The organism is Pseudohalocynthiibacter aestuariivivens (assembly GCF_018457175.1).
Classification (GTDB): domain Bacteria; phylum Pseudomonadota; class Alphaproteobacteria; order Rhodobacterales; family Rhodobacteraceae; genus Pseudohalocynthiibacter; species Pseudohalocynthiibacter aestuariivivens.
Map to the genome: position 1 here is coordinate 209,158 of NZ_JAGFNU010000003.1, position 17,035 is coordinate 226,192.

Annotated in this window: 17 protein-coding genes; 7 read left to right on the forward strand and 10 right to left on the reverse strand. The window is 53.9% G+C overall.

Annotated features, from left to right (window positions below; genetic code table 11):
* Positions 1 to 90: 90 nt before the first annotated feature.
* Positions 91 to 1,434, reverse strand: a complete 1,344-nt coding sequence (locus J4E70_RS06885; protein ID WP_213888353.1) for a sigma-54-dependent transcriptional regulator — start codon at positions 1,432 to 1,434, stop codon at positions 91 to 93.
* Positions 1,431 to 3,218, reverse strand: a complete 1,788-nt coding sequence (locus J4E70_RS06890) for a sensor histidine kinase (RefSeq protein WP_213888354.1) — start codon at positions 3,216 to 3,218, stop codon at positions 1,431 to 1,433. The genes J4E70_RS06885 and J4E70_RS06890 overlap by 4 nt, the downstream gene beginning before the upstream one ends.
* 184 nt (positions 3,219 to 3,402) lie before the next feature.
* On the opposite strand from J4E70_RS06890, the gene purF reads away from it, so the two are divergent.
* From purF to J4E70_RS06915, 5 genes are all read left to right on the forward strand, one after another.
* Positions 3,403 to 4,887: an amidophosphoribosyltransferase gene (purF, locus tag J4E70_RS06895; protein WP_246531645.1), complete on the forward strand. Its 1,485-nt coding sequence runs from the start codon at positions 3,403 to 3,405 to the stop codon at positions 4,885 to 4,887.
* Positions 4,888 to 4,937: 50 nt separating this feature from the next.
* Positions 4,938 to 5,600, forward strand: a complete 663-nt coding sequence (locus tag J4E70_RS06900) for an SDR family NAD(P)-dependent oxidoreductase (protein ID WP_213888355.1) — start codon at positions 4,938 to 4,940, stop codon at positions 5,598 to 5,600.
* Positions 5,601 to 5,747: 147 nt separating this feature from the next.
* Positions 5,748 to 6,539: a 5'/3'-nucleotidase SurE gene (gene surE, locus J4E70_RS06905; RefSeq protein ID WP_213888356.1), complete on the forward strand. Its 792-nt coding sequence runs from the start codon at positions 5,748 to 5,750 to the stop codon at positions 6,537 to 6,539.
* Positions 6,536 to 7,174: a protein-L-isoaspartate(D-aspartate) O-methyltransferase gene (locus J4E70_RS06910; RefSeq protein ID WP_213888357.1), complete on the forward strand. Its 639-nt coding sequence runs from the start codon at positions 6,536 to 6,538 to the stop codon at positions 7,172 to 7,174. The genes surE and J4E70_RS06910 overlap by 4 nt, the downstream gene beginning before the upstream one ends.
* Before the next feature lie 54 nt (positions 7,175 to 7,228).
* Positions 7,229 to 8,404: a M23 family metallopeptidase gene (locus J4E70_RS06915; protein WP_213888358.1), complete on the forward strand. Its 1,176-nt coding sequence runs from the start codon at positions 7,229 to 7,231 to the stop codon at positions 8,402 to 8,404.
* A gap of 44 nt (positions 8,405 to 8,448) precedes the next feature.
* On the opposite strand, the gene J4E70_RS06920 is transcribed toward J4E70_RS06915, so the two are convergent.
* From J4E70_RS06920 to J4E70_RS06935, 4 genes are read right to left on the reverse strand one after another with little or no spacing between them, the layout of a single operon-like run.
* On the reverse strand, positions 8,449 to 9,288 hold the full coding sequence (locus tag J4E70_RS06920; RefSeq protein ID WP_213888359.1) for an ATP-binding protein: 840 nt from the start codon (positions 9,286 to 9,288) through the stop codon (positions 8,449 to 8,451).
* Entirely contained in the window at positions 9,285 to 10,136 is an 852-nt protein-coding gene (gene tatC / locus J4E70_RS06925; RefSeq protein ID WP_213888360.1) for a twin-arginine translocase subunit TatC, read from the reverse strand. The genes J4E70_RS06920 and tatC overlap by 4 nt, the downstream gene beginning before the upstream one ends.
* A complete protein-coding gene (gene tatB, locus J4E70_RS06930; protein ID WP_213888361.1) occupies positions 10,133 to 10,759 on the reverse strand; it encodes a Sec-independent protein translocase protein TatB in 627 nt (208 codons plus the stop codon). Before tatB ends, tatC begins: the two co-directional genes overlap by 4 nt.
* 41 nt (positions 10,760 to 10,800) lie before the next feature.
* Positions 10,801 to 11,013: a twin-arginine translocase TatA/TatE family subunit gene (locus tag J4E70_RS06935; RefSeq protein ID WP_213888362.1), complete on the reverse strand. Its 213-nt coding sequence runs from the start codon at positions 11,011 to 11,013 to the stop codon at positions 10,801 to 10,803.
* A 219-nt stretch (positions 11,014 to 11,232) separates the two neighbouring features.
* Between J4E70_RS06935 and J4E70_RS06940 the strand changes: the two genes are divergently transcribed.
* Together J4E70_RS06940 and J4E70_RS06945 are read left to right on the forward strand one after the other, a co-directional pair.
* Positions 11,233 to 11,550: a hypothetical protein gene (locus J4E70_RS06940; protein ID WP_213888363.1), complete on the forward strand. Its 318-nt coding sequence runs from the start codon at positions 11,233 to 11,235 to the stop codon at positions 11,548 to 11,550.
* 31 nt (positions 11,551 to 11,581) lie between these two features.
* Positions 11,582 to 12,268, forward strand: coding sequence for a helix-turn-helix transcriptional regulator (locus tag J4E70_RS06945; RefSeq protein WP_213888364.1), 687 nt, complete (start codon positions 11,582 to 11,584; stop codon positions 12,266 to 12,268).
* On the opposite strand, the gene J4E70_RS06950 is transcribed toward J4E70_RS06945, so the two are convergent.
* From J4E70_RS06950 to J4E70_RS06965, 4 genes are all read right to left on the reverse strand, one after another.
* A complete protein-coding gene (locus tag J4E70_RS06950; RefSeq protein ID WP_213888365.1) occupies positions 12,269 to 13,342 on the reverse strand; it encodes an ABC transporter ATP-binding protein in 1,074 nt (357 codons plus the stop codon).
* A gap of 63 nt (positions 13,343 to 13,405) precedes the next feature.
* A complete protein-coding gene (locus tag J4E70_RS06955) occupies positions 13,406 to 14,785 on the reverse strand; it encodes an SLC5/6 family protein (protein WP_213888464.1) in 1,380 nt (459 codons plus the stop codon).
* Between the two features lie 103 nt (positions 14,786 to 14,888).
* A complete protein-coding gene (locus J4E70_RS06960; protein WP_213888366.1) occupies positions 14,889 to 16,016 on the reverse strand; it encodes a hypothetical protein in 1,128 nt (375 codons plus the stop codon).
* Complete coding sequence (locus J4E70_RS06965; protein WP_213888367.1) at positions 16,016 to 16,795, reverse strand: SDR family oxidoreductase; 780 nt, start codon at positions 16,793 to 16,795, stop codon at positions 16,016 to 16,018. Before J4E70_RS06965 ends, J4E70_RS06960 begins: the two co-directional genes overlap by 1 nt.
* Positions 16,796 to 17,035: the final 240 nt, after the last annotated feature.

The following is a 17,035-nucleotide window of genomic DNA, read 5'->3' on the forward strand; positions in this document are numbered from 1 at the left end:
AAACTATACCTTTTCGTACCGCTAAAACCCAAATTTTCCTATGAAGATATCCGCGCGGCACCAGATAAAGGGCTGCGAATTCACGCAGACCTACAGGTAATCGGATTTGTTGAGGCCCAGCTTTGCTATCTTTTCATTAAGGGTGCGTCGACCAATTCCCAACGCCTCGGCAACAGACTCCATCCGCCCCTGATGCGTCTGGATCGCCTTTCCAATCAACATTCTTTCAAAAGCGGCGACAGCTTCACGCAATGTGTCGGGAACATCGCCGTAGTCCTCATCAGTGCTGATCGCTTCTGCGACCGAACCGCGCCCCCGGCGCGCTGCTAGAATGCGGCGTTCTGCAACATGGCGCAGTTCACGCACATTCCCAGGCCAGTCATGAGACAACAGCGCTGTTAAATCCTCAGCCGTTGTTTCTGGCGCGATGACCTCGTAAAGCGCAGCATAATCTTGCAGAAAATGCATATAGAGCAATGAGATGTCATTTCGCCTGTCCCGCAAAGCCGGCAAATTAAACACCACATTGTTGAGCCGAAAGAACAGATCTTCGCGAAACTCTTTTTCTTTCACCGCTGCATCAAGCCGTACGTTTGAGGCAGAAATCAATCTGACATCGACCTGAACAGGTTGCTCGGCCCCACGCGGTACAAACTCCCGCGTTTCAATTGCGCGAAGAAGAGCCGCCTGAACATCAAGCGGGCTGGCCCCGATTTCATCAAGAAACAGGGTGCCTCCATCGGCGCGCAAAAAAGCACCCTTTGCCCCATCAGCAGTGCCAAACAGAATTTCCTCAAACGTGTTGGGGCCAATAGCCGCGCAATTCAGCGCAAAGAATGGCCCGGCGGACCTGTCGCTGAGGTCATGCAGCGCCCGCGCGACCAGCTCTTTTCCTGTGCCGGTTTCACCCAGTATTAGAACGGTCGCGTCCGTCTGGCTAAGATCAAGCACATCTTCGCGCAGGTCTCGCAGCATCTGCGTTTCCCCCAGCAAGACCCGGTCCAGCCCGGAAAGCCGGGACAGGCGCGCCTTAAGCCGGTCCGCGTCCTGGCTAAGCGCGTATTTGTCTGCTGCGTTCTTGAGCGCGATCAGCAGCCTGCGCGGATCAAACGGTTTTTCGATGAAACTATATGCGCCATTCTGCATCGCCTCGACCGCCATCGCGATATCACCATGTGCCGAGATCAGGATGACAGGCGGCCCAACCTGCGCCGTCAGTTGAGACAAAAGCTTCAGCCCGTCCACATTTGGCATTCTGACATCGGACAAAACAACATGCGGCTCGAACGTATTGACCTTGCGCAAAACTCCTGTGCCATCTGAAAGCGTTTCCACCTTGAAACCCGCGCTGCTTAGCAAGTGAGATAGCGATTCACGCATCTCTTTGTCGTCATCAACGACCAGAACACGGTATTTTACGTTGGCCGGTTTCATGAATCTTCCCGCTCATGCGCAAGGGGAAGCTCGACAATGAACTCCACTCCAACCCTGGTGCCGCTCTCGACACCGGAAAAATCCACAACGCTAAGTGTGCCTTTATGTTCGTTCACGATTGCTGTCGAAATCGCTAGGCCAAGCCCCATCCCCTCGCCCGAAGGTTTGGTTGTGTGAAACGGTTCCTGCAGTGTTTCGATGGACCGCCCACCAAGGCCAATGCCTGTATCAAGCACTTTCAGTGTCGCTGTTGTTTCGCTTTTGCTGACTTCAACGACAAGTTTGCGCACATCGCTTGTTTCCATCGCCGAGACGGCATTCCGAATAAGGTTGACCAAAACCTGTTCAAGCTGTTGCCGGTTGCCCATGATTACGACGGGCTTGTGTGGTTTTGAGAATTCAAACTCAATCCCCTGATGTTTAAGATCATGGCGCACCAGTTCGAGTGCGCCATCAAGCACGCGGCGCAGATCAAACTCTTCTACATTTTCTTTGCCCGGACCAGCAAAAAACCGCAGTTGCTTTGTAATGTTCTCCATGCGTGAAACGATGCCGGTCAGACGCTTTGCAAGCCGCGCTGCTCCCGCGTCCGACTCAAACTCTGACGCTGTCAGATAATTCCGCATGGCGGATATGGGCTGGCCCAACTCATGTGTTACCGACGCCGCAAGCTGACCAAGCGCAGCCAGTTTACCAGCCCGGGCAAGTTCGGAACGCGCGCGTTCAAGCCGTGCTTCGGTTGCCCGACGCTCGGCAATTTCCTCTTCCAGCTTGGTATTGACGGTCACGAGATTTCGACGGGCAAGCTGGGACGCCAGCAAAGCAACCTTCAGTCGACGAGACCTGAGATACCCGACGAGCGCCAGAAGCACGAAAGCAACGATGGTTACAAACACCACAACGAGTAAGGCGCGTTCACGCACCCGGCTTTCATCTGCCAGAAAATGCAACGTCCATCCCAACCGCGGAATTGCCGTAACAACATGCAAAAAGGCGGTGCCATCAATATCGACAATCCCGTTGTCGCGATTTACCCAGTCAAGCGGTGCCAGAGGCTCTGAACCGAACTGGCGCTCGGCGGCAATGGCGTTGCGGCGCACGTCTGTAAGAGCCCCCAGTGTTTGGTAGCGCCAGCTATTGTCGGACGATAGAACAATCACGCCATCGCTGTTCGCCACAAAGACCGCCTCGCCACCCGCGCGCCACGCTTCGGTCAGGGGTGTGAGGTCCAGTTTGAGCGCAAGAACACCCACCGGATTTCCGTTTTCGTCACGAACCGCTTCGGCTATAAAATACCCGGGCTGTGATGTTGTTGCGCCGATTGCAAAGAATTCACCGCGCCTTTCATCCATCGCATCCTGAAAATAGGGGCGAAAGTTATAGTTTTGACCCAGAAAGGTTTGTTCGGAGGCGTAATTAGACGCCGCGATTGTTAACCCTTCTGTATTCATCAGGTAAATTGCATCAAGACGCGAGCGAAAGGCAAAATCTTCAAGCCGTGAATTAACAACATCAATTTCAAAGCCATTCAGGCCGCGTCGTAAAAGCGGGTCCTGCGCAAGAATAAAGGGAAGATGTTGGTACCGCTCCAACGCCTCAACAAGCGTACTTTGGTAAAGAACAATGCGGTTTTCGGCGCGCTGCACTTCCACATCTTTAAAATAGACGTAACAAACGTAAAACAGCCCGATTACGAAGCCGAGCATCAGCGCCATAGCCCCGACCACCTTTTTCAGGGTAAACCCCTGCTTAGATTGGCGCGCCTGAGGCCGCTTCGTTTTCATTGCCGTTTTGTCCGTCATTAAGGTGTTGTTGGTCGGTTTGAGGGGCATGTCAACCGAAGTGAACAGTGCTTTTATCGCAGCAACATCAGAGATTCTGCAAAAGCGGCGGATTCCTTACATCTTATTTGTGATCCTTTGATGACAGCGTTGACTTAAGCCACTAAGAGAGGGGCAACTCACTGCAATGGGATTCGGAGCCGCTGCCACAATGCGTGAATTGCCCCCCAGCCACCCTTTCGATGACGACAAGCTTAAAGAAGAATGCGGAATTTTTGGTGTGATCGGTGTTGCCGACGCTGCCAATTTTGTTGCGCTTGGCCTGCATGCCCTTCAACACCGGGGTCAGGAAGCGGGTGGGATCGTCTCGCACGACGCTGAACAAGGGTTCAATTCTGCCCGCCGGTTTGGCTATGTACGTGACAATTTCACCAAAGCCAGCCTGATGGAAACGCTGCCCGGTCCGCTTGCGATCGGACATGTGCGCTATTCAACTGCCGGCTCAAAGGGCGCTGTCATACGTGACGTACAGCCCTTCTTCGGTGAATTCGCCATGGGCGGCGCTGCAATTGCACACAATGGCAACATAACGAATGCCAATGCGCTGCGTCGTGAATTGATTGAACGTGGATCAATTTTCCAGAGCTCGTCTGACAGCGAATGCATCATTCACCTGATGGCTCGGTCTTTTCAGAGCAACATCCCGGAACGTATGAAAGATGCGCTTCGGCGTGTTGAAGGCGCGTTTTCAGTTGTTGCCATGACACGTACGAAACTTATCGGTGTCCGCGACCCGCTTGGCGTGCGGCCGTTGGTTCTTGGAAAAATTGGCGATGGTTGGGCGCTTAGCTCTGAAACCTGCGCTTTAGATATCATCGGCGCGGAATACGTGCGTGAAATCAAACCCGGTGAAATGGTGGTGATCAACGCCTCAGGAATCGAAAGCTACAGGCCGTTTGAGCCAGTGGAGCCTAGGTTTTGTATCTTCGAGCATGTCTATTTCTCACGCCCTGACAGTATTATTGGTGATCGTTCGGTCTATGAAACCCGCCGCCAGATTGGTGTGGAGCTCGCGCGTGAAGCCCCGGTTGATGCTGATCTGGTTTGCCCGGTACCGGATAGCGGAACGCCTGCAGCCATCGGCTTCAGCCAGGAAAGCGGTATCCCGTACGCGATGGGCATCATCCGCAACCAGTACATGGGCCGGACCTTCATTGAACCGACAGAGCAGATCCGGAACATGGGTGTGCGATTGAAACTGAATGTGAACCGTGCGCTGATCAAAGGCAAACGCGTGATCCTTGTTGACGATTCCGTCGTCCGCGGCACAACCAGTATCAAGATCAAACAGATGATTCTGGATGCCGGTGCTGCAGAAGTGCATTTTCGCATCGCCTCCCCCCCAACTGCATGGCCCTGCTTTTATGGTGTCGACACGCCAGAACGTGGCAAGCTGCTTGCTGCCAATATGTCCGAGGAAGAGATGCGTGAATTTATCGGCGTTGACAGCATCAAATTCATCTCGCTCGACGGGCTATACCGTGCAGTAGGTGAAGCAACAGGCCGCAACGCAAAATGCCCGCAGTATTGCGATGCCTGTTTCTCTGGCGAGTATCCGGTTCGCCCAGCAGATATGATCGCCAAAGGCTTCGAACTGAAAGCCGCTGAGTAGCTCTGTCTGGCTCCTTTCAACATCACTCTGCAGAGCGAAATGGAATTCGCATGAACAATCCAGAAAACAAAAAAGTTGCTCTTGTCACTGGTGCATCACGCGGACTTGGCGCTGCGATGGCCGAAGCGTTGGCCGCGGATGGCTATCATGTCATCGCTGTTGCGCGCACGACTGGCGGTCTCGAAGACCTTGATGACCGGATCCAAGCGCTTGGCGGCAGCGCAACGCTGGCCCCGCTTGACGTAACCAATGACGGTGCGATGCAGCACCTGTGCCGCTCGGTTCATGACCGCTGGGGCAAGCTTGATCTTTGGGTGCATGCGGCGATTCATGGTGCGCCACTTGCACCCGCTGGCCATCTTGATGCGAAAGACTTTGACAAAAGCTTTTCCGTGAACGCACGCGCGACTGCAAGGCTTATTGGCTTTGTGGAACCCCTGCTTCTTGCAGCAGAAAATGGCACTGCTGTATTTTTTGACGACCCCCGCGCCGGGCAGAAATTCTTTGGCAGTTACGGCGCCTCTAAAGCTGCGCAAATGGCGATGGTTGAAAGCTGGCAAGCCGAAACCGTGAAAACTGGTCCGCGTGTTTTACGCTTTGCGCCAGACCCAATGCCAACGGGACTGCGTGCCAGGTTTTTCCCGGGTGAAGACCGGGCCGTACTGTCTGACCCCCATACAGAAGCTGCAAAACTTATGTCCAAACTCGGCTAACGCAATCTGGGACACGCAGACGCGCATCGCGCGCGAGTTCGCCACGTCAAGCCCGGGACAGTTCGCAGGCTGCTTTCGCCACACGTTCTTTGGCTTTACCCCTTGGCGTAGGACCGTTATTGAAAGCAAAACACCAAGGGCAGCAGCATGCGCATACTTATCACCAATGACGACGGCATCAATGCGCCGGGACTAAAGGTTCTTCACGCTATCGCCGAAGACATCGCCGGCCCAAAAGGCGAGGTTTGGACTGTTGCCCCCGCTTTCGAGCAATCAGGGGTTGGCCATTGCATCAGCTATACGCACCCGATGATGATTGCGGAACTCGGCCCACGGCGCTTTGCGGCTGAAGGCTCTCCTGCAGATTGTGTGCTTGCTGGGATATATGATGTTATGAACGGCGCCCCGCCTGACCTTGTGCTTTCCGGCGTGAACCGCGGCAATAATTCTGCAGAGAATACCCTTTATTCCGGCACAATCGGCGGTGCCATGGAAGCAGCGTTGCAAGGCCTGCCAGCAATTGCCCTGTCGCAATATTATGGACCCGGCAACAACAAGCTGGAAGATCCGTTTGATGCAGCAAGCAGGCATGGTGCTGCAACGGTACGCGCGATTCTTGGTGCAGGCCTTGACAGCGGCGCTGATGACTACCGACTTTTTTACAACGTGAACTTTCCACCCGTCGCTTCCCCCGACGTGAAAGGCACACAGGTTGTGACACAGGGATTCCGACGCGACACGAAGTTCAGCGTCGAACCACACCATTCTCCGTCAGGACGCAAGTTCCTCTGGATCAAAGGTGGAGCACAGCATACGCCAACCGCAAAAGGCTCTGATGCGGCAGCCAACCTTGCCGGGTACATCTCTGTTACACCGATGCGCGCAGATCTTACCGCGCATGACATGCTGTCCCCACTGCGCAGTTCGGTTGAAACATGAGCGACGCCGAGCGCAAAATGCAGTTTCTCTTTGCGCTCCGCTCCAAGGGGGTTACAGACAACCGTGTTCTGACCGCAATGGAAAAGATTGATCGTGGCGACTTTGTGCAGGGCCTTTTTGCTGATCGTGCTTACGAAGATATGCCGCTGCCGATCGCCTGCGGTCAGACCATAAGCCAACCTTCCGTTGTCGGGTTGATGACACAGGCCCTGAATGTTCAACCGCGCGATAAGGTGCTGGAGGTTGGAACCGGCTCGGGCTATCAGGCCGCAATACTGAGTTTGCTGGCGCGCCGCGTCTACACAATTGAACGGCATCGTCGGCTTGTACATGAATCTCGCACACTGTTTGAAAAACTCGACCTGACGAACATTACAGCGATTACCGACGACGGCAGTTTTGGCTTGCCCGAACAGGCCCCCTTTGACCGGATAATCGTGACAGCTGCCGCCGAAGACCCGCCGGGCCCCCTGCTCACCCAGTTGCGGGTTGGGGGGATAATGGTTGTCCCGGTTGGCCAGTCGGATGCCGTGCAGAGCCTGATAAAGGTCACGCGCACTGAAGGCGGATACGACTATGACGAACTCCGCCCAGTCCGATTTGTTCCATTGCTGGAAGGATTGGGAAAAGAGTAGTATAAGAAGGTAACAAGGGGCCGGAAAACAGGCCCAACACCGAGGAACGAGCACATGGCATACCGCAAAACACCCGCACTCCGATTGCTTTTTCTGGGCACGATACTGGCAGGTTTGGCTGCCTGTGATGAGAGTCTTGATTTTGATCTTCGGGGCACAACGGGCCAAGGACTCGATACATCAGGCGCTGTTCGTCAAGTCACAACACCGCGTCCGATGCCAGATGACCGTGGTGTAATCTCGTACCCGAATTATCAGGTTGTTGTGGCAAATCGTGACGACACAATCGCCGACGTTGCGGCGCGGATCGGTGTCGATGCCGTGGAACTTGGTCGCTACAACGGAATCGCGCCTGATACGCCCCTTCGCCAGGACGAAATTATTGCGTTGCCGGGCCGGGTTGCCGAACCGTCGCCGGAAACCGGTGCAATCACCACAGGACCAATCCTGCCATCGGGTCAGATCGATGTCGAAACGCTTGCATCTGGTGCAATAGATCGGGCGCCTTCATCAACGCGGCGCCCAAGTGCGAGCGCACAAACAGGAGTCGAGCCTGTTCGTCACCGGGTAGAGCGTGGGGAAACGGCTTATTCCATTGCGCGGCTTTACAATGTTTCCGTGCGATCGCTTGCGGACTGGAATGGCCTGGGCTCTGATCTTTCAGTGCGTGAAGGTCAGTTCCTGCTGATCCCGGTCACGACTGAAACCGGTTCTTCACGATCGGGTTCAACCACAGTGCCAGGTCAGGGAACTCCCACACCGTTACCACCCAGCTCTGCAACGCCATTGCCGGAAAATGATACGCTGACCGCAGCAGAGGCGCAAAACAGCGCCCCGCAATCACCAAACCTCGGGGGGCAACGCACCGCAGCTTCTGGCACACCGCGCCTGATGCTTCCGGTCGATGGAAACATTATTCGCCCCTTCAGCAGTGGTCGAAATGGCGGCATTGATATCGCTGCAAGCGCGGGCAGTGCGGTGAAAGCTGCCGACAATGGCACTGTCGCCGCGATTACGCAGAACACCGAGGAAATACCCGTTCTCGTTATCCGGCACGCAGACAACCTGCTAACCGTCTACGCCAACATTGGGAATATCACCGTCGAAAAGGGTGACACCGTTTCGCGCGGCCAGCGCATTGCATCGGTGCGTAACAGCAACCCTGCTTTTGTGCGGTTTGAGGTTCGACGCGGTTTTGACAGCGTCGATCCGATGCCATTCCTGAACTAGGCTTTTGAACTGATTGAAACTGCAAACTCTGACGAAAGTTACCGTCAGAGTTCCACACCTCTGCGGCCTGCAAGGTCAGTGAAATACTGCCAAGCCACCCGGCCAGAGCGGCTGCCGCGTGTCGCCTGCCATTCTATTGCCTCAGCGCGGAGCGTTTCATCATCAATCTCAACGCCATATGCACCGCAGTACCCTCTGATCATCGAGAGGTATTCGTCCTGATCACAGGGGTGGAAACCAAGCCAGAGGCCAAACCTGTCTGACAGCGAAACCTTTTCTTCTGTGGCTTCTGACGGGCTGATTGCGCTTGAGCGTTCATTTTCGATCATGTCGCGCGGCATAAGGTGGCGTCGGTTCGACGTCGCGTAGAAGACAACGTTTTCGGGCCGTCCCTCGATGCCACCGTCAAGCACAGCCTTTAGCGACTTGTAATGTTCGTCGTCGTGCGAAAATGACAGGTCATCACAGTAGAGCAGGAACCGCTGATCAGAACCGCGCAACAGGGTTAGCAAACGCCCGATCGAGGGCAGGTCTTCGCGTTGAACCTCTACAATCTTCAGGGCCTGACCAAGACGCAACACCTCGGCATGGACGGCCTTTACGAGCGATGATTTCCCCATGCCCCGCGCGCCCCAAAGCAACGCGTTGTTTGCTGGTAAGCCCCGCGCGAATTGCCGGGTGTTTTCCAGCAATGTATCCCGTGCCCGGTTAATCCCAACCAACAAACCCACCTCGACACGGTTCACAGATGCAACAGGTGCAAGTCGGTCAGGTGAGACATGCCAGACGAATGCGTCTGCCTCGCTGAAATCCGGGGTGTCGCCCGAAGGCGGGCTTATACGTTCCAGCGCTTCGGCGATGCGCGCCAGTGCGTCATCGCTCATGCCTGGGTCTCATCGTCTAAGTCTTCATCTTCGTCATCAAGCAAACCCTCTTCGCGAAGCCGGTCATTACGCTTTTTTTCGACCCGGCGCACAAGGAAAATAGATATTTCATAGAGTCCGTAAACAACAACAAACAAGATAGCTTGGGTAATCACGTCTGGCGGTGTGACGAGCGCGGCCAACACTAGAATAGCAACAACAGCGTATTTGCGGACTGAACCCAAACCTTCTGAACTGACGAGCCCTGCCTTGCCTAAAAGCGTCAGCAGCACAGGCAGCTGAAAACACATACCAAAGGCTACGATAAATTTGATCGTCAGCGAGAGATAAGCCTGCGCGGACCCCTGAAAGGCAATGCTTGCCGGTGCAGTCCCCTGCCCGTCGCCGCCGAGCGAGCCCGGTTGCTGGAAGCCAAGGAAGAAATCAAAGGCAAGCGGCGTTACGACGTAGTAAGCAAAAGCCGCCCCCAGAAAAAACATAAAAGGTGACGCAACCAGAAACGGCAGAAAGGCATTCTTTTCGTTTTTGTAAAGGCCGGGCGCAACAAAGCGCCAGAGTTGCGCCGCAATATATGGAAAAGAAAGAGCCAGACCGCCCAACAGCGAAATGCTTATCGCAACAAAGAAACCTTCTTGCAGCGCCAGCAAAACCAGACCGCAGTCGCCATCACCACGGTCATTGATCGCGCTGCATAGCGGGCGGGTCAGGAAATTGAAAATAGGGTTCCAGACCGTGAAACAGATTATCATACCAATGATAAACGCCACCGCCGATTTCATCAGTCGCGAGCGCAGCTCAGTCAGATGTTCAATCAAAGGGGCTGAGCTATCTTCAATCTCGTCGTTCATGAGGCGGTATCTTTAGCTGAGGGTTTAGCTGCTGCTTTGCGTGTGGCCGGTTTCTTGGCCGTCGACTTCGCTGCGGGTTTGGACGCAGGTTTTGCTGCTGGATTTTTCGCAGCGGATTTAGCGGCTGCTGCTTTGGCCGCAGGCTTTTTTGCAGCGGGCTTGGCAGCTTGTTTTTTAGCGGGTGCAGGTTTTGCATCCTCGGCTGGCGCGGTCTCGGCAGCAACACGTGCCACCTCTTCTTTCGCCAAACGTTCTGACGCAACCTCTGCGGTTTTTTCGCGAATTTTTCGTGCAGCTTCTGCCCGTTCCGCAGCCAGCTTCGCTGTTTCAGAGCCCATCGCCCGGGGTGGGTCTTCTGACGTCCAGCCTTTTGCAGCATCCTTTACGGCATCCAACCCCATGGCCTTCGGGTTGGCGATATTCTTCAGGTCTTTGGTCACATCTTTAACGCCTGCCTCGTCAGCGGCGTCATTCATGGCGCGCTGAAAATCCCGCGCCATCGTTTTTGCCTTGCCCGTAAACTGCCCGAGGGCGCGAAACATCCCCGGTAAATCTTTGGGGCCGACAACAATCAGCGCAACGATGCCAATGACCAGAAGTTCGGTCCAGCCGATGTCAAACATATGAGGCTACCTGATAAAGAACGTTCAGTTCGATTTGGCGATTACGCTTTGTCTTTTTCCGATTCCGGGGTCACGTCGATCGCGCTGTCCGCCGTATCTGATATCTCTTTCTTGCTGTCGTCCACGCCTTTTTTGAAGGCTGTGATGCCTTTTCCGACTTCACCCATAAGCGAAGAGATTTTGCCGCGGCCAAAAAGGACAAGAACGACAACTGCGATTAATAGAAGGCCGGGAAGGCCGATGTTATTGAGCATATCTGTCTCCCACAGTAGGTGGCACACACGTGCCTCTGATAAATTTCTGTATTGTATGTAGGCAGTTCACAGTCGGAATCATAGCCGCAAAGCGCGTTTTCACCCCCTCAAATCCGCGGTTTTTGCACTTCTTTTGTCAACAACATGTCAACTGACAGGTTTATGGCAGTTGCCCCCGTTTAAACGGAGCGAACTTTCAATAGAATCGGAAACGAAAAAATGACTAAAACGAACCTACCTGTTGCAGAAGTTGTCAGCTTTGAACTGGCGGAGGGTATCAGTGACGCGCAATTCGTATCCCTGAGTCAGGCCAGCGAAAACTTCGTTCGGTCTGCAAAGGGGTTTCTGAGCCGAACCCTTTCCAAAGGTGAGGACGGACGTTGGACCGACTATGTCTTGTGGAAAGATATGGACGCCGCCCAAGCAATGGCTGCCGATTTTCCGAAGCAGGATTTTGCACAGGGCCTTATGGCTGCAATCGCACCTGACACCGTAAGAATGGAACATCAGACCGTACTCTGGCAGATGTTGTCTTGACCCCTGCTATCTGGTCAGAGAGGTTGGCGCTATGCGCCGAACTGACCGCCTCTTTGATCTGATCCAAATCCTGCGCGACGGGCGTTTGCACCGCGCGCAGGACATGGCCAACAAACTTGAGGTGTCTATCCGGACAATTTACCGTGATATGGACACGCTTGCGGCCTCTGGCGTCCCTGTCGAGGGCGAGCGCGGTGTTGGCTACATGATCACTGCTGCAATAACCTTGCCACCATTGAACCTGACACTGACAGAGCTCGAAGCCTTACATCTGGGCATGGCCATTGTCGGCGAAGCGGCGGATGAGGAGCTGCAGTCCGCGGCGAAATCACTCTCGGCAAAAATCGATGCCGTTTTGCCCGAAGACCGGTCTGCCCCACCAACGGGTTGGGGATTTGCAATTTACCCATTTGCGGACGCTGCAAAAGGTTTTCAGCATATGCCGATAATACGCGCAGCAATCCGGTCGCGCCAAAAACTTGCGATCACGTACCGCGCGCTCGACGAAGAAGTCTCTCATCGCGTGATCCGGCCACTACAGCTCGAATACTGGGGCCGGGTCTGGACCTGCACAGTCTGGTGCGAAATGCGTTCGGATTTTCGGGTTTTTCGCGTTGACCGAATTGAGGAAAGTAAAATTCTGCCGGAACTCTTCGTCGAAGAGCCAGGCAAAACACTGGCAGACTACATGGCAAAGATCACACCAAAGGAAGTCTGATCAATGCTTGAACACAAAACAGCGGTCACGCCGCACTGTTAACCATAAGGGTGTGCCGACCTGAGGCAGGAACACAGACGGCACCGTCGCCTTAAGCAATGTGCCGTCGAAATCCATTTTGAATTCAACCAGACTTTCACGCCCCATGAAGCGCGCGCGTTCGACAGTGGCCTTTGCTGCGACACCGTCTGATGGTGTGGGTTCCGGTCCGCGACCACCCCTGTCAAAATCGATTTTAATGTGCTGCGGGCGAAATATGATATCAACTTTTGTGTTGTCCGGAACACCGGGTGCCAGAAACTGACCAAATGGTGTATCGGTCAGCGCGCCTTCAACGATACCGGTAATGACATTAACATCTGAAAAGAACGCAGCTGCCTCGCGGTCTTTTGGCGCATTATAGACATTATATGGTGCGCCCTGCTGAACGATCTGTCCGTCGCGCATCAGGGCAATTTCATCGGCCATACGCATCGCTTCACCGGGCTCGTGCGTTACGAGTAAGACCGCCGTACCCTCATCTTTTAGAACGGCAAGCGTTTCATCGCGAATGTCATCGCGTAACCGGTCATCAAGGCCTGAGAAAGGTTCATCCATCAACATAATCGATGGCCGCGGTGCAAGCGCACGAACCAGAGCAACGCGCTGCTGTTCGCCGCCAGAAAGCTGATGCGGGTGACTGTCCGCGAAATGTGTAAGCCCCACACGTTCAAGCAGCTCATTTACCCGCGCGTGGCGCGCTTTTTTTGGCCCGGTGAGGCCAAAGGCAACATTCTCTGAAACCGTAAGATGTGGAAACAGCGCAAAATCCTGAAACATCAGCCCGATAGAACGCGCTTCTGGCGGCACCCGAAAAATGGTGTCGCAAATCAGCTTACCGTCGACATAGATTTCACCGCTATCCTGCATATCCACGCCCGCGATGATCCGCAGTGTTGTCGATTTACCGCAACCGGACGGCCCCAAAAGGCAGGTCACCTGCCCCGGCATCACTTTAAGTGACACGTCATCCACAACCGCGCGGCCATCGAAATGGCGCTTGATATTGCGAATTTCCAGTCTCGGTATTGTCACTGCGACACGCGCCCCATGCGTTATCCGATTAAAAACATCGGAATTGCCCGAGGATTAGCAGCCCTACCCCTGCGTCGCAACCCTGCGCGAACCCGCCAGTGTTGCGGCAAAACCAACAACAAGCACAACCACGCATATCGCCAGAAGCTGTTCGTATTTATGTCCCTCTGGCAAGATCATCACGACAGGCTCCCAGGCGCGCAAGAAATACGCGGCAGCCCCGGTAATTGCTGCCCCAAAAGCGATAAGATAGGACCAGAGCGCGATTTTCCGCTGCATTACCAGACCAACAAGCAAGATCGGTGTCAGAAACATTGATGCTGTGCCGCTGACGGCAACCGCATCAAACAGGGTCTTGTTGCCCCAAAGCGTTAGCGCCGCACCAAGAACCATGAAGACGATCATTGCTACCCGCCCGCCGTTTACCGTACGCGGTGCCAGCTTGAATTCTTCAACCACCAGCCGCGCAGAAGACGCCAGCGCAGAATCCAGCGTACTGAGCGCAGAAATCAACAGGGAAAGAAGCAACGCAACAAAGATGGCGGGTGGGAACATCAAAGCCCATGTTCCAAGCAACTGACCCTGGTATTCCGCGCCAATAAGCGCAGCCTGAATTCCAAAGAAACCAAATCCGATGATACACACCCCGGAAATCCAGAACGCGTGGAAGAAGGATTTACGTGTCGTTGCCTGGTCCGCCAGGAACCCCCGGTCCATCATCACCGGGTCATGTGCCGGATATGAAAAGACCTGCAAAAAAGCGACCAATAGCAAAATCCAGCCGTTGCGCGCGCCACTGGCGCCTTCTGAGGTCAAAACCGCAGAAAGGGAAAAATCAGGTGCCAATACAAGTGCGCCCAGCGCCACTACGAAAACGACAAGAAACAAAAGCATTTGCACGACATCTGTTCGCAATGCAGCGGAAAGCCCGCCCCAGGCGGAATAGGCAAGGCCCAGTACAGCAAAAATCAGAATTGAGCCTTCGTTGGCCCCCGCGAGTTCTGGCAGAGCGGCCGAAAAGATCAACCCGACAACTAGCAAATTTGCAAAAACTTCCGAAAGCAGCCGAAGCGCGATCACCACATTATAACAGGTTGTGCCTGCCGTCCCGAAACGCGCACCCAGCCAGTCCTGCATCGACCGCGCGCCACCCTGACGCAAACGTCCGACAATAAATCCGCCAGTCAAGAAAGAGCCGTAATAGGCGGCATAGGCCAATGTGCCGGCAATTCCGTAATAGTAGCCCAAAATCGCCGAATTCATGAGCGAGCGCGCAAAAATCCATGTTGTTATCTGCGACAACACCAGCATCCAAAGACCCGGTGCCGTTCCGTTCGGGTTCAGCCCGCTGAAAAAACCATCGACGGTTACGCGGCGTGGTGCGGCGAGCAAGCTGGCAACGATCACCAGTACGAAAACGCCTACTATTGCTGTTGTCTGCATCATGAACCTCTGTGAAACCCAGTTTGCGCGTAACAGCCAGTGCCAGACCCCGCTAGAGCCAACTGTCCTGCCAACGAAAACGTGAAGAATGTAAACGCAGCTGTCACGCAGATGTTAGTTCGAATGGCACCTTTTCCAGAACGCGGCCATTCACCTGAATGCCCAATTGATGCGCGCCCGGATAAAGTGTGAATGTTGTCGCATCGCCTTTAAACCTGTGTGTTTTCTTCAACTCCAAACCGTGTCCGGCCTTTAGGACAAGCATTTTCAATTTGAACACTTTGGTCGAGGTCTTGGCCCCCGCTTTCGCGAAATCAATTACATAATCAATCAGCAATGGTTCATCCGCATCGGCATTCAGCACGAACGAAAAATCCATAGCTTCACCAATCGCCAGAGTTTCAGGGGAAACTTTCAGTTTGGTTACGGTCACTTCCGCAGCGTGACGATACCCAAGCAGGCCCAATGCTGCTGGATCACCCAATTTCACAAGCGTGCGTAACGCATGGCGGGTCATCCATTGTAATTCTTTCGCGTCCTGGCGCGCTTCACTGTGCCATTTTTCTAACGTTTGGACGACCAAAAAGGAATCTGTTTTTGCGATATCATTCAAATGGTTGGCGACCGATCTTGTCACAAAACGTGTTGGATCAGAATGAAGGCGATCCAGAAATGGGATCGGATCTGAAGGCTTCAATCCGATTTTCTTGCCCCAAGGCAATTTTGGACGTGTGCTTTCACTTACCAATCTGCGGACATGATAATGCGGATGATCCAGCCAACCCTTTAAGTCAGAGAGCGTTTCCTCTGGCCATCGGTTCAGGAACGGTCGCAGCGCAAATTCCATTGAAAACCGTTGCGTAAGCTGCTCAAACAGCTGCATTGAACGTTCACGGTGTCGTTTAAGCCCTTGATTTACAACGTATTCTCCCAAGGGCGCGAATATAAAATCACCAAAATCATCATCTGATTTTTCGGCGTCGAGCGACGGTGGAAGTGCCGCACTTATCAGATCAGCGGCCTTGGGAAATTCTGAAGGCAAAAAACCTGACAAGACGTCAGCTATCAAATCGATCCGCTGTTTGAGCTCAAGTTCAAGCAGCCGCTCCATCACCTTTCGCTGAAACCCTTCATGGTCAAAAGATGGGTCAGCATCACGAAAAAGACCCGCCAAATAGCCGACCTTTTCCACGTTAAATAGCTGATCTTTCAGGCTAAAACCCTGAACCATCAAATCGTCGCGTTGAAAGAGCCACCATCAAGCGAGATGTTTTGGCCGATAATGAATCCGGCCTTGTCCGAGCAAAGGAACGCACAAGCCGCACCAAATTCTTCGGCCGTACCATACCTACGTGTAGGTATTGTCGCTGCACGTTGTTTCTTTGCCTCTTCCATCGTTATACCCTGCGCTTCTGCAACACCCGTATCAAGGGAAACGGCCCTATCGGTTGCATGAATCCCCGGTAGCAGATTGTTGATAACCACACCCATTGGCGCCACCTGCCGCGATGTTCCGGCCACATAACCGGTCAGACCGGCACGCGCAGAGTTTGAAAGCCCCAGTTGCGCGATCGGAGACTTGACCGATTGGCTGGTGATGTTCACTACCCGTCCCCAGCCTTTTTCAATCATCCCCGGCAAAAGCGCTTTCATCAGTGCTATCGGCGTTAGCATGTTTGCATCAAGCGCCCGGATAAAATCTTCCCGGTCCCAATCGTGCCACATGCCAGGAGGCGGACCACCTGCATTGTTTACAAGAATATCGACATCTGTCGCTTCTGCCAGCACCTTTGCCCGGCCCTCTTCGCTGGTAATGTCAGCGGCCACCGGTGTCACTGTCACACCATATAGATCCGCGATCGCATTCGCAGCATCCATCAATGGGCCTTCACTGCGCGCATTCATCACAAGATTGACGCCTTCTGCAGCAAGCGCCTCTGCGCAACCTCGTCCCAGCCCCCGTGACGAAGCACATACCAGTGCCTTCTTGCCACCAATTCCCAAATCCATGTCGAAGTCCTTTCTTTGAACGCATCAGCCAGATCAGCCACGCAACAGGTGTTTAATAAGTAGCGCCAAACGGCCATTTTCGATTCGTCAGCACCCAACTGACCAACCTAGTAGATACCCGGTTTACTTCGATAAAAACCCCAAAAGTTTATGTCTTTGTTTTCACTTGGTAAACAATCGCTCTGAAACCAAGGCCCAAAGCCCGACAAGTTTGACCGCAATTCCAACTGTTCGTAACGT

Bases quoted from the DNA above. Each gene is read 5' to 3' on its own strand.
- J4E70_RS06885 (WP_213888353.1), bottom strand. From the start codon at position 1,434: ATGAAACCGGCCAACGTAAAATACCGTGTTCTGGTCGTTGATGACGAC.
- J4E70_RS06910 (WP_213888357.1), top strand. From the start codon at position 6,536: ATGAGCGACGCCGAGCGCAAAATGCAGTTTCTCTTTGCGCTCCGCTCC.
- J4E70_RS06900 (WP_213888355.1), top strand. From the start codon at position 4,938: ATGAACAATCCAGAAAACAAAAAAGTTGCTCTTGTCACTGGTGCATCA.
- J4E70_RS06960 (WP_213888366.1), bottom strand. From the start codon at position 16,016: ATGGTTCAGGGTTTTAGCCTGAAAGATCAGCTATTTAACGTGGAAAAG.
- J4E70_RS06920 (WP_213888359.1), bottom strand. From the start codon at position 9,288: ATGAGCGATGACGCACTGGCGCGCATCGCCGAAGCGCTGGAACGTATA.
- J4E70_RS06890 (WP_213888354.1), bottom strand. From the start codon at position 3,218: ATGAAAACGAAGCGGCCTCAGGCGCGCCAATCTAAGCAGGGGTTTACC.
- surE (WP_213888356.1), top strand. From the start codon at position 5,748: ATGCGCATACTTATCACCAATGACGACGGCATCAATGCGCCGGGACTA.
- J4E70_RS06935 (WP_213888362.1), bottom strand. From the start codon at position 11,013: ATGCTCAATAACATCGGCCTTCCCGGCCTTCTATTAATCGCAGTTGTC.
- J4E70_RS06945 (WP_213888364.1), top strand. From the start codon at position 11,582: ATGCGCCGAACTGACCGCCTCTTTGATCTGATCCAAATCCTGCGCGAC.
- J4E70_RS06915 (WP_213888358.1), top strand. From the start codon at position 7,229: ATGGCATACCGCAAAACACCCGCACTCCGATTGCTTTTTCTGGGCACG.
- tatB (WP_213888361.1), bottom strand. From the start codon at position 10,759: ATGTTTGACATCGGCTGGACCGAACTTCTGGTCATTGGCATCGTTGCG.
- J4E70_RS06965 (WP_213888367.1), bottom strand. From the start codon at position 16,795: ATGGATTTGGGAATTGGTGGCAAGAAGGCACTGGTATGTGCTTCGTCA.
- tatC (WP_213888360.1), bottom strand. From the start codon at position 10,136: ATGAACGACGAGATTGAAGATAGCTCAGCCCCTTTGATTGAACATCTG.
- J4E70_RS06940 (WP_213888363.1), top strand. From the start codon at position 11,233: ATGACTAAAACGAACCTACCTGTTGCAGAAGTTGTCAGCTTTGAACTG.
- J4E70_RS06955 (WP_213888464.1), bottom strand. From the start codon at position 14,785: ATGCAGACAACAGCAATAGTAGGCGTTTTCGTACTGGTGATCGTTGCC.
- purF (WP_246531645.1), top strand. From the start codon at position 3,403: ATGGGATTCGGAGCCGCTGCCACAATGCGTGAATTGCCCCCCAGCCAC.